This window comes from Dellaglioa sp. CoH-56-MRSF-13, from assembly GCF_056782095.1.
In genome coordinates, this window is sequence record NZ_JBXAYC010000002.1 from 294,335 (window position 1) to 305,692 (window position 11,358).

The 11,358-nt window shown below is 33.0% G+C and carries 9 protein-coding genes; all 9 read right to left on the reverse strand.

The features are described 5' to 3' along the window. Window positions 1-246: 246 nt before the first annotated feature. A complete protein-coding gene (gene dnaI, locus AC1RP1_RS03290) occupies window positions 247-1,185 on the reverse strand; it encodes a primosomal protein DnaI (protein ID WP_409022691.1) in 939 nt (312 codons plus the stop codon). Continuing rightward, on the reverse strand, window positions 1,185-2,585 hold the full coding sequence (locus AC1RP1_RS03295; protein WP_481762173.1) for a replication initiation and membrane attachment family protein: 1,401 nt from the start codon (window positions 2,583-2,585) through the stop codon (window positions 1,185-1,187). Before AC1RP1_RS03295 ends, dnaI begins: the two co-directional genes overlap by 1 nt. 6 nt (window positions 2,586-2,591) lie before the next feature. Next, window positions 2,592-3,080 carry a transcriptional regulator NrdR gene (nrdR, locus tag AC1RP1_RS03300; protein ID WP_409022693.1) on the reverse strand — a complete coding sequence of 163 codons (489 nt, stop codon included), beginning with the start codon at window positions 3,078-3,080 and terminating at the stop codon, window positions 2,592-2,594. A gap of 32 nt (window positions 3,081-3,112) precedes the next feature. After that, window positions 3,113-3,712, reverse strand: coding sequence for a dephospho-CoA kinase (coaE, locus tag AC1RP1_RS03305; protein ID WP_481761200.1), 600 nt, complete (start codon window positions 3,710-3,712; stop codon window positions 3,113-3,115). A 2-nt stretch (window positions 3,713-3,714) separates the two neighbouring features. Next, on the reverse strand, window positions 3,715-4,548 hold the full coding sequence (mutM, locus tag AC1RP1_RS03310; protein ID WP_481761199.1) for a DNA-formamidopyrimidine glycosylase: 834 nt from the start codon (window positions 4,546-4,548) through the stop codon (window positions 3,715-3,717). Between the two features lie 21 nt (window positions 4,549-4,569). Then, complete coding sequence (gene polA / locus AC1RP1_RS03315; RefSeq protein WP_481761198.1) at window positions 4,570-7,251, reverse strand: DNA polymerase I; 2,682 nt, start codon at window positions 7,249-7,251, stop codon at window positions 4,570-4,572. 152 nt (window positions 7,252-7,403) lie between these two features. Continuing rightward, window positions 7,404-8,105 carry a Bax inhibitor-1/YccA family protein gene (locus AC1RP1_RS03320; protein ID WP_481761197.1) on the reverse strand — a complete coding sequence of 234 codons (702 nt, stop codon included), beginning with the start codon at window positions 8,103-8,105 and terminating at the stop codon, window positions 7,404-7,406. Between the two features lie 297 nt (window positions 8,106-8,402). Further along, on the reverse strand, window positions 8,403-9,734 hold the full coding sequence (murC, locus tag AC1RP1_RS03325) for a UDP-N-acetylmuramate--L-alanine ligase (protein ID WP_481761401.1): 1,332 nt from the start codon (window positions 9,732-9,734) through the stop codon (window positions 8,403-8,405). A gap of 69 nt (window positions 9,735-9,803) precedes the next feature. Beyond that, window positions 9,804-11,358 (reverse strand): DNA translocase FtsK (locus AC1RP1_RS03330; RefSeq protein WP_481761196.1); only part of this gene is annotated, 1,555 nt, incomplete at its 5' end.

Here is an 11,358-nt window from a genome sequence, read left to right on the forward strand (position 1 = left end):
CGATTAACGTGGTTCCACCCAAATTCAAAGTTTTGCCGAAACAAAACTTTCTCCATAGATTTTAACGGATCCAATCCGACCTGATAAAAATCAGGCAACATTATGGAAGTGGTCATCACTTATTCTCTGCCAGAAAAGCTTTCAGCTATGCTTTCCCTCCCTGCGGACATAAAAAAAGAATGTAATCTTCCGTATCAATTTAATAACTATTTAACCATTTTTAGTGAAATTTAGCAACTATTATTCTTATTTAGGTCGACGATTTTTTCCAACAATCTTAACTTCTTTTGCTAAAAAGTGAATTCGTTCCATAATTCTTTTTGCCTTAAGAGGCTCGTCTTCACCCTTTTGACTAATACGTAAATGCTCATCTTCTAGTTGTTTCATCGAAAAATTAGAACTAAAGAAAGTTGGTAATTCTTCTTGCATGCGATATTGTAAAATAACACCTAAAATATCATCACGAACCCAACTAGACATTGCATCGGCACCAATATCATCAATCATTAAAATTTCAGATTTTTTAACAGCATTTAGCATGTCATAAACACGATTATCACTAATAGCATTTTTAATTTCAACTGCAAAACTAGGGAAATGCATTAAAGTCGTTTGGTATCCTCGACTTGCTAATTCATTGGCCATAGCACCTAAAAGATATGTTTTACCAACGCCAAAGCTACCATAAAAATACATTGCTTGGTGATAAGATTTAGGACTATCAACAAATGTTGTTATAAATTTTAAACTCTGGCTAAGTGCATCCCCACGTTCATCCATATCAAAGCCATTCATAGTCGCGTTTTTGATATCTTTAGACATACTCATTGATTTAACTCGCTTAGCTAATGCTCTACTTTTTTGAGCCTCGATAAAAGAATCTGTTGGTACATAGGAAACATCAATCATATGATTATTCAAAACCAATTGTGGCTTATAACCTGGTGCTATCATTCCTTTACCAAGAATAATTTTATTTTTTTCAGATAAGAATTCATACAATTTTGCATCAGCGCGTCGAATACTATCCTCTGTTAATTCAGCTTTATTTCTATCTAAAAAAGCGATGACATCTGAATCTTCATAAACTTTTCTCATTAAATCACGATAATTAACATTAGGATATCTTTCACTCAGGTTGTCCTTTTCAAGAAATTTTTTGATTTCTGTCCCTAAATCTTCCATCATTTTCCTCCTTTGGGTGCTGTTTTATTAAATTCAGCAAGTTGTCTTTTTAGTTCATCCTTATCAACTTTTACATCCACTTTTGGTGCTTGATAGTCATCTTTAGCCCAATCAGGCAATGTCTCTTTTTTAATTATTTTTCTTTGTCGTTGGTTTGACGCCTTAGTTTCAGTCTTTTTATTGTTAAATTGTCGAACCTGATTAATGGCTTCTTCAGGTGTCTTCACTTTTTGCTGTGACCAATCATTAGCCATAGTATCGACAAACGATTTATTAAGTGTTGATAAATCACGGTCAATCAAAATGTAATGAATCAGAATATTAATGACTGAATTAGAAAATATCTGTCGTTGAATAAGTTGCTGTAACAGATATGCTTCACTGTCAGTGACATATCCACCCTTGCTTTCTTTTAACGATTTCAAAAAATCAAAAGGTTTATAGGCTTCACTCGCAAGAATTAACTGCGAATCCTCTTCAGAAAAACCAACTTTTTTTAGCGTTTCAACAGATTTCATATTAACCTTTTTATTATCACTACTTGTTAAATCTTCTTGTTTTTTCAGTTTAATTTGTTGATTATATTTGTGAGCAATATGTTGCTTGAATGAATTATAATCAACTTCATTTGTTGATAAGTCAGCTGAATCTCCAATAAATTGGGCCATTTCGATTTCATCAATACCATACAAGAGATGCTCTGAAATAATTAAATCCCGCTGTTCATTGATATTATCCAAAGAAACGAAACTCTTTTCCAGTAGTTCAATAAAAAATTTAAAATCAAATGACTCAATACTACCTGACTCAACTAACTTTTTCGGTATCTTCTTGTCCGTTGAAAAAACTTTTTTACTTTCAGAAATAATATCAGGTTTATTAGACAAATGATCTTGATTAACTTGGAAAACATCTAAGAAACTTTTAGATGTTTCTTTGAAGCCATCTAATTTTAAAATTGGTAACGCAAATCGAGTGGTAATTTCTTTGTACCTACCATCACCAATCGATTCCCAGAGTAAAGTGCTTAGTAAATCATCTGTAAAAAAATCAGTTGCTTGCAAAGGTCGACGCAATTGATAGACAACAACTTTTCCTATTGCATCCTCTTTTTCAAAGCTCTTCAAAAGCCCTAAAGCTTCAAGGGCACTTCTTGCTTCATAAAACATTGCTATGTCAATATTTAGTAATGCAAGTAATTCACTATGCATCTTTCGATTAGATAATTGTGGATTTTGACCTGCCTCACCTTTCAATAGAGCAAATAGACCACTCGCAATCACACCCATAACAGGTTGATACAAGTAGTCTAGTCGTTCAATATCATCATTTGTAACTTTTTCATCCATTAAAACGACATAACCGTCTTTCGGACTCATATTTCCGCATATATCAATCATTGATTATCATTCCTTCAAATCCGGTTTATCTGTAGGTGTTTTATCACGAGCCATCATTTCATTTAATTCTTTTAAGAAAACACTCATATCTTTAAATTGGCGATAAACACTAGCAAATCTAATGTACGCAATTTCATCTACATCAGCCAATAATCCCATAACATATTCACCAATTAGTTGGCTAGAAATTTCATTTTCACCTAATGCTCTAACATTATTTTCCACTTGATCCACAAGATGAGTGATAGCTTTCATTGAAACTGGTCTTTTCTCAGCAGAACTGATAATACCTTTAAGAATCTTTTCACGATTAAATTCTTCACGTGTTCCATTTTTTTTAATAACAAGTAGTGGTGTAGCTTCAACTCGTTCAAATGTTGTGAATCTAAATTCACAATTTTCACATTCACGACGTCGTCTGATAACGCGACCTTCATCTGTTGGTCGACTGTCAACGACTCGAGAGCCATTATGTTGGCAATGTGGACATTTCATTGTGACACCTCATTATTTTTTATTTACATTATTTAACCATTAATTTGATTACTAAGCCAGTTTAGCACTTGAACCCTTGTAACGGCAACCGTTGTTGAATTATCTATTACAAAATCTGCTAAATCTTTTTTCTTTTGAATGGGCCATTGTGCTTTAACCCTTAACATCGCCTCATCTAAAGACAATTCATCCCGCTTCATTAAACGTTCTAATTGTGCTGTTTCAGGTACATAGATAACCATTACTGCATCACAAAGTAATTGGTAGTTTTGCTCAAATAATAAAGGCATATCCAAAATAATTAACTGGCTACCTAATTTTTTTTGGACTTCTATTTGTGACAAGATTTCTTTTCTAATAGCAGGAACCATAATGCCGTTCAATTTTTTTAACTCTGTTGCATCATTAAAAACTAGCTGACCTAACTCTTTTCGATTCAAATTCCCGGTTAATGATAAATATTTTTCACCAAATGTTTGAATGATTATTTTTAATGTTACAGATTCTGGTTCAACAGCTTGTCTCGCAATAACGTCTGCATCAATAACTGTGATATTTTCTTCTCTAAAAATACGACTAACTGTTGATTTACCTGTTGCTATGCCACCAGTTAGTCCAAGAATATAAGTCATTTTTAAACTTCCTTTAACGGTTGGCAATGTGGACAGTAGTGTGTCCCTCGTTGTGCCACTTTTATTTTAACAATAGGCGCTCCGCATCTAGGACATGGTTTTCCTGTTTGACCATAGACATTCAAATCAAATTGGAACAAACCCGTCTCACCAAACGCACCCGTATAGGATCTAATTGTTGTTCCACCAGCTTGTACCGCAGTGGCTAGCTCAAGAATAATATTTTTACGTAATATAGCTAATTTCCTATCAGAAATTAAATTTGCTGGCTGTTCCGGATTAATTTTACTCATCCATAAAACTTCATCAACATAAATATTTCCAAGACCAGCAACCGCTTCTTGATTTAATAACACAGGCTTGATTGCCATATGCTTACGAGATAAATATTTTTTGAAATAACTGAGCTTAAAATCATCTTCTGTCGGTTCTGGTCCTAGCTTCTTAAGTCCCGAAAGTTCACGTTCTCGACCTGTGGGGATTAGTTGCATGCGTCCAAACTTACGAACATCATTGTATCTTAAATCTTGCCCATCAGTTAAATGAAATATGACGTGGGAATGTTTTTCAATTGGTTCATCTGATCCACGGACAAAATATTTGCCTTCCATTCTTAAATGAGAAACCATTGTCATTTTACTATCAAAACGAAAAAGTAAGTATTTACCCAGTCTATCGATTGATTCAATCTTTCTACCTTCTAATTCACGCTTAAAATCTAGTACATCCCCAGATACAATTTTAGGCCATAAAACATCAATTGATTTAATTGTCTTACCTATAACTAATTGACTAAGACCTCTTCGAACCGTTTCAACTTCTGGTAATTCTGGCATATAATTACCCCCAACCACTTTTTATTTAGTATCAAACCAACTATCACCAAACGCACTCTCAACTTTTAAAGGAACCTCTAAAGAAACAGCAGCGTCCATAACTTCAGGAACTTTCTTTTGCAAGATAGCAATTTCTTCTTCAGGTGCTTCAAAAATTAATTCATCATGTACTTGTAATAACATTTTGGCTTGTAAATGTTCTTCTTCTAACATTTTGTTCATATTAATCATCGCTACTTTAATAATATCCGCAGCACTACCTTGAATTGGGGTATTCATTGCAGTTCTTTCAGCAAAAGAACGTAAATTAAAGTTTCGACTGTTAATATCTGGTAAATAACGACGACGATGGAATAATGTTTCAACATAGCCCTTATCTTTAGCTTCACGCACAACGCTTTCCATGTAGTTCTTAACGCCTGTAAATTCATTTAAATAAGTATCAATAAATGTTTGTGCTTGTTTTCTAGTAATCCCAATATTTTGTGACAATCCATAATCACTAATACCATAAACAATCCCAAAATTGACTGCCTTAGCTGTTCGACGCATATTTGACGTCACGTCATCTGGCGATTCTAAACTAAAAATTTTCATTGCTGTATTAGCATGGATATCGATTCCTTCTTTAAAAGCTTCTTGCATATTAGCATCATGCGCAATATGGGCCAAAACACGCAACTCAATTTGTGAATAGTCAGATGAGAATATTTTCCATCCCTTATGTTCAGGTATAAATGCTTGTCTAATTTTCTTACCTTCAGGAACGCGGACCGGAATATTTTGTAGATTAGGATCTACAGATGATAATCGGCCTGTCGCTGTCAGTGTTTGTAGGTATCTTGTATGAACTTTCTTATCTTCATGTCTAACTTTTAATAATCCTTCAACATACGTTGATTGAATTTTTGCAATTTGTCGATATTTTAAAATTAAATCTGCAATTGGAGCTATTGTACTAAGTTGTTCTAAAACATCAACTGCAGTTGAGTAACCTGTTTTAGTTTTTTTAACAACAGGTAATTTTAATTTTTCAAATAAAATAACGCCTAATTGTTTTGGTGAATTAATATTAAATTCTTCACCAGCTTCACTATAAATTTTAGTTTCCATATCACTTAAAATAGTTGAAAATTCCTTTTTCATAATCTTCAATCTATCGGCATCCACATTAATGCCTTGAATTTCCATCTTGGCTAATACAAGTGAAAGAGGAAGTTCCATATCCGTGTACAAATCCATTTGCTCATGATCAACTAATCCGGCCATTAATGGTTCTTTCAAAAGATTTAAGGCGTCAACTTTCGATGCCATATGACTAAAGAAAATATCATCATCTTCTGGAATTGCACGTTTAACGCCTTTACCATATACCTCTTCATCAGACTTAACGTCATAGTAATCATGTTTCTGTGCAACTTTACTAAGATCATTACTATTATCACTTGTATCTAACAAATATGAAGCCAACAAAAGATCGAATTCAGTTCCTGCAAGTTGAATGTCCAATCGGTTCAATGCTACATAATTACGTTTAAAATTAAATACATTCTTTTTAATTTTATCATTTGAAAGAATTGAAACTAAAGTTTTAGATTTTAACAAATCAACATCTCGTGTTACGAAAAATTGATTGCCATCACCTATCGCAAATCCATCAAAATCTGCTGTATGATAATTATCTTCCAACATCTCTAAATAAAAAGAAATTGGTTGTGATAATTTAGATAATTCATCTAAATTATCACTAGTTAATACTTTATAATCTGTCTTTTTAGGTTCTGGAAATAAATTCATTTCTACACTATCTGATGCTGAATTTAAATTTAATTGACTTAAAAATTTTTTAAAATCCATTTTTTCATAGAAAGCAACTAACTTATCTAAGTCTTTTCCATCCCATTTTGTATCAGGAAAATCGATTGTGATAGGTGCATCTTGTCGAATTCTGGCTAAATCTTTGCTCATAAATGCTTGATCTTTATCTTCAATTAAATGCTCTTTCATTTTACTTTTCTTTAATTGATCAATATTTTCGTAAAGATTCTCCATTGAGTCATATTCTGTTAATAATTTAATTGCAGTCTTCTCACCAACTTTAGTAACACCGGGATAATTATCTGACGTATCGCCAACTAATCCCTTCATATCAATAATTTGCAATGGTGTTAATCCAAATTTTTCCATTACATGCTCTGGTGTAAATTTTTCGATTTCACTAACGCCTTTTTTTGTGACAGAAACTGTTACTTTATCGGTTGTTAATTGTGTTAAATCTCGATCTCCAGTCACAATAGTCACATTATATCCAGCTTCTTCACCTTTTTTTGCCATTGTGCCTATAATGTCATCTGCTTCAAAATCAATTAATTCGTAAGTTTTAATGCCGTATCCTGCTAGTAATTCTCTAAAATATGGCATTTGTTCTTTTAGTTCTGGCGGTGTTTTTGATCTACCGGCCTTGTAATTATCATATTTTTTAGTTCTAAATGTTGTCTTTCCTGCATCAAATGCAACTAATACATGTGTCGGTTTTTCGGTATCTAATATGACATTCAACATATTATTAAACCCATATAATGCATTTGTATGTAACCCAGCTTGGTTTGTAAATCTATCTACAGATTGGTACAATGCAAAAAATGCACGATAGGCAATACTGTTTCCATCAATCAATAGTAGTTTCTCATTAGTATTAGTCATTTAATATCCGTCTCCTTTGAAAATCTCTATCTCTATTTTACCAAACATCAGCCGTGATTAATAATGAATACGCTAATAACTCAATAAAGTAATAAAAACCCCCAAGTTATAAATCCTTAACTTGGAGGTTTAACCTTCTTATTTATGAATTACTAATCTCTACCACCGTAACCAAAGATTTGTAAGAATGAAATGAATAAATTAATAAAATCAAGATATAACATTAGTGCACCTGTCATAGCTAAGTTAGAAACTGAAACATTGCTATCTCGTTGTAAAAATACTTGTCTTAATTTTTGTGTGTCCCACGCTGTTAAAATGGTGAAAATAATCACAGCGATATATGAGAATACGTAATTAATAAGTTCACTTTGTAAGAATAAATTTACAAATGAAGCAACAATTAGTCCAACCAAAGCTGCTAATGCCTGTGTGCCTAATTTAGTTAAATCTCGTTTAGTAACATTTCCTAAAATGGTCATCGTAACGAATACAGCCGAACTTGCGGCAAATGCAGCAATGATATTCCCGACTGAATACATTGATATAATCAACGACAACGTTACGCCCTCAAGTACAGAATACCCCATCAATAAAGCAAATGTTACAAATGGTGCCCTTGATGCCTTTACGTTAATATTTAAGACAACCACCAATTGGACAATAAATAATGCCCAAATTGACCATGAATGTTCTGCCATAAAGCCATAAACTAATTTTTGAAATACTGTCAATGTTAAAAATGCTGTGACAGCTGAAACGCCAACTGCAAGCGCCATATACCCATATAATTTTGCTAAAAAATGATTTAATCCATCTTTTTCATTAATAATAACGCTATTTTGATTATCCATCTTATTTTCCTCCTTGTTAATTAAGAAATCATGTTTAAAATATTGTGATTAATACACTAAAACCTATTACAACTAATTTAATAAAATGAAATAAGTTAGAGCAATACTACTTATTTTAATCAGAATACAACATGACTTTTAACCTCATACAGCATTAACCTTTTTAAAGGATAACCCCTTGTATGTATAAGGACAAGTGTACCAAATCATGTAAAATTATCAAGAATTTTCACTTTTCGTAAAAAAAAATTAAGTAATAAAAAAGAAATGATTCGAAAATCATTTCTTTTTCAGCAACTAATTATTTTTAAAACTTAAATTACTCAATAATTCTTCATATGCATATTCATATTTTTGGACATCTCCAGCGCCCATAAAAATAACAACTGCATTATTGTAATCAAGTAATGGCGAAAGATTATCAAGTTTGATAATCTCGCCACCCTTAACAATCTTTGCACCAAGATCTTCACTAGAAACATTACCTGATGTTTCACGAGCAGAACTGAAAATATCCGTTAAATAAACCTTATCGGCAAGATTCAAACTAATTGCAAAATCATCCATCAACGCAATAGTTCTACTAAACGTATGTGGTTGGAAGACCGCAATTAATTCTTTATCAGGATATTTTTGACGAGCAGCATCAATTGTTGCTTTAATTTCTGATGGATGATGTGCGTAATCATCAATAATTGTCATATCACCAATATACTTTTCGCTAAACCGGCGTTTAACCCCTTTAAAACTTAATAATTCACTTGCAATTTCTTCTAAATCAACTTTTTCAAAATACGAAACAGCAATAACGGCCAAACTATTTAAGATATTATGTTCACCAAAAATTGGAATTTGGTAATGACCTAATGATGTATCGTGATAATAAACATCGAATTCAGAACCTTTAGTTGTTCGTTTTATATCACGAGCTTGGAAATCATCAGAATCCTTTGTACCATAATAATAAATTGGAACATCAGCTTTTATTTTACGGAGTAAAGGATCATCTCCCCAAGCAAATATTCCTTTTTTGGTTTGTTTTGCAACTGTTTCAAATGAATCAAAAACGTCATCAATACCAGTAAAATAATCTGGATGATCAAAATCAATATTAGTCATAATTGAATAATCTGGGTGATAGGCAACAAAATGTCGACGGTATTCATCTGCTTCATAAACAAAGAATCTTGCATCAGGTTTTCCTTTACCAGTACCATCCCCAATTAAGTAACTCGTTGGTGCAATACCACTTAAGACATGTGCAAGCAATCCTGTTGTACTTGTTTTACCATGAGAGCCGGCAACACCAATACTTGTGTAACCTTCCATTAATCGACTTAACATTTCAGGATAACTGACAATATCTAATCCCATTTCACGTGCCTTTTTAAGTTCAGGATGATCCGCTGTAAATGCATTTCCCGCAATTACAGTCAAACCTTCATGGATATTTTTTTCATCAAATGAATAAACCTTAATATTAGCTAATTCTAATCCACGTTGTGTGAATGTATATTGGTCAATATCAGAGCCTTCAACCTTAAATCCTTGATCGTGTAAAATTAATGCTAAAGAACTCATCCCTGAGCCTTTTATTCCTACAAAATAATATACTTTTTGGTTATTCATCATTATCCCCTTTTCTGACATTATTCATTCATAATTTTACCATAAAATGAGTTAATATTCAGTTTGTCGTTAAAATTCTTCTCTCATCCGTCTGAGTTCATCTTCATTTAAATACACATCTCGAGGTTTCGACCCCTTAGCATGTGAGATATGTTGCTGATTTTCAAGTTCGTCAATAATATTGGCAGCTCTATTATACCCAATTGAAAAGACGCGCTGTAATTTAGAAGTTGAAATGGTTTGTTCGTGCGCAATAAAATCTAAAATACCTGGCAATAAATCATCTTGTTGTTCATTTTGATCTGCCATTTTTTTCAGTCCATCTGGATTAAATGCATATCTTGGCTTTCCTTGAGTTCTAACAAAATCTGTAATTAAATCTACTTCATCTTCTATATACGTTCCTTGTAACCTAACAGCCTGACTTGATCCATTACCTAGATAGAGCATATCGCCTCGTCCAAGTAATTTTTCAGCACCGGCCGTATCCAAGATAGTTCTCGAGTCAATTTGACTAGAAACCATAAATGCAATTCGAGTTGGAATATTATTTTTAATTGTACCCGTAACAACATCAACACTTGGTCGTTGTGTAGCCAGAATTAAATGAATTCCTGCTGCTCTAGCTTTTTGTGTAATTCTTGCAATATATTCTTGAACTTCATTTGAAGCAACCATCATTAAATCAGCTAATTCATCAATAATAATTAAAATATACGGCATCTTTAGGCCAAAATCGCCATTAGCTTCTGCTTTTTGATTAAAGTTACCAATATTTTTAGCTCCAGCTGCAGCTAATTTTTGATAGCGTTCTTCCATTTCATCAACAGCCCATTTCAAAGCTGCCGAAGCTGCTTTTGCATCTGATATAACAGGTGCTAATAAATGAGGAATATCATGATATGGCGCTAATTCGACAGCTTTAGGATCAATCAATAACAATTTAACTTCGTTTGGTGTTGCCTTATATAAAATAGAAACTAATAAACTATTGATAAAAACTGACTTACCAGACCCTGTAGCACCAGCAATTAATCCATGCGGCATTTTTTGTAAGTTAGTTACTTGTGCTTCACCAAATAAATCGACACCTAACGCCACCGTCAATGGTGATTTATTTTCTATAAACACTGGAGATCTCAATACTTCCGAGAGAAGGACTGGTCTTGATTTTAAATTAGGTATTTCAATTCCAACACTACTACGTCCAGGAATTGGCGCCTCTACACGGATATCTTTTGCAGCAAGCGCTAGTTTCAAGTCATCAACAAGGTTGGTAATCTTACTTACCTTAACACCAGCAGCTAATGATACTTCAAATTGGGTCACCGTTGGCCCAACTGTCCAGCCATCAACTTCTGCATTAACATGGAATGCTTCCAATGTATTATTTAATACATCAATTTGAGAAAGTACCCAATCATCTAATTCACCAGCATTTTCTAAAATAGGATCTGGTAATAAATCAAGTGATGGAAATTGATAACTTGCATCTGACCTTTTGACTTCTTCATCTGACTGATTATCATAATAGCTATCTTGTACTTCTTGTACTTCTTGTACTTCTTGTACTTCTTGTACTTCTTGTACTTCTTGTACTTCTTGTACTTCTTGTACTTCTTGT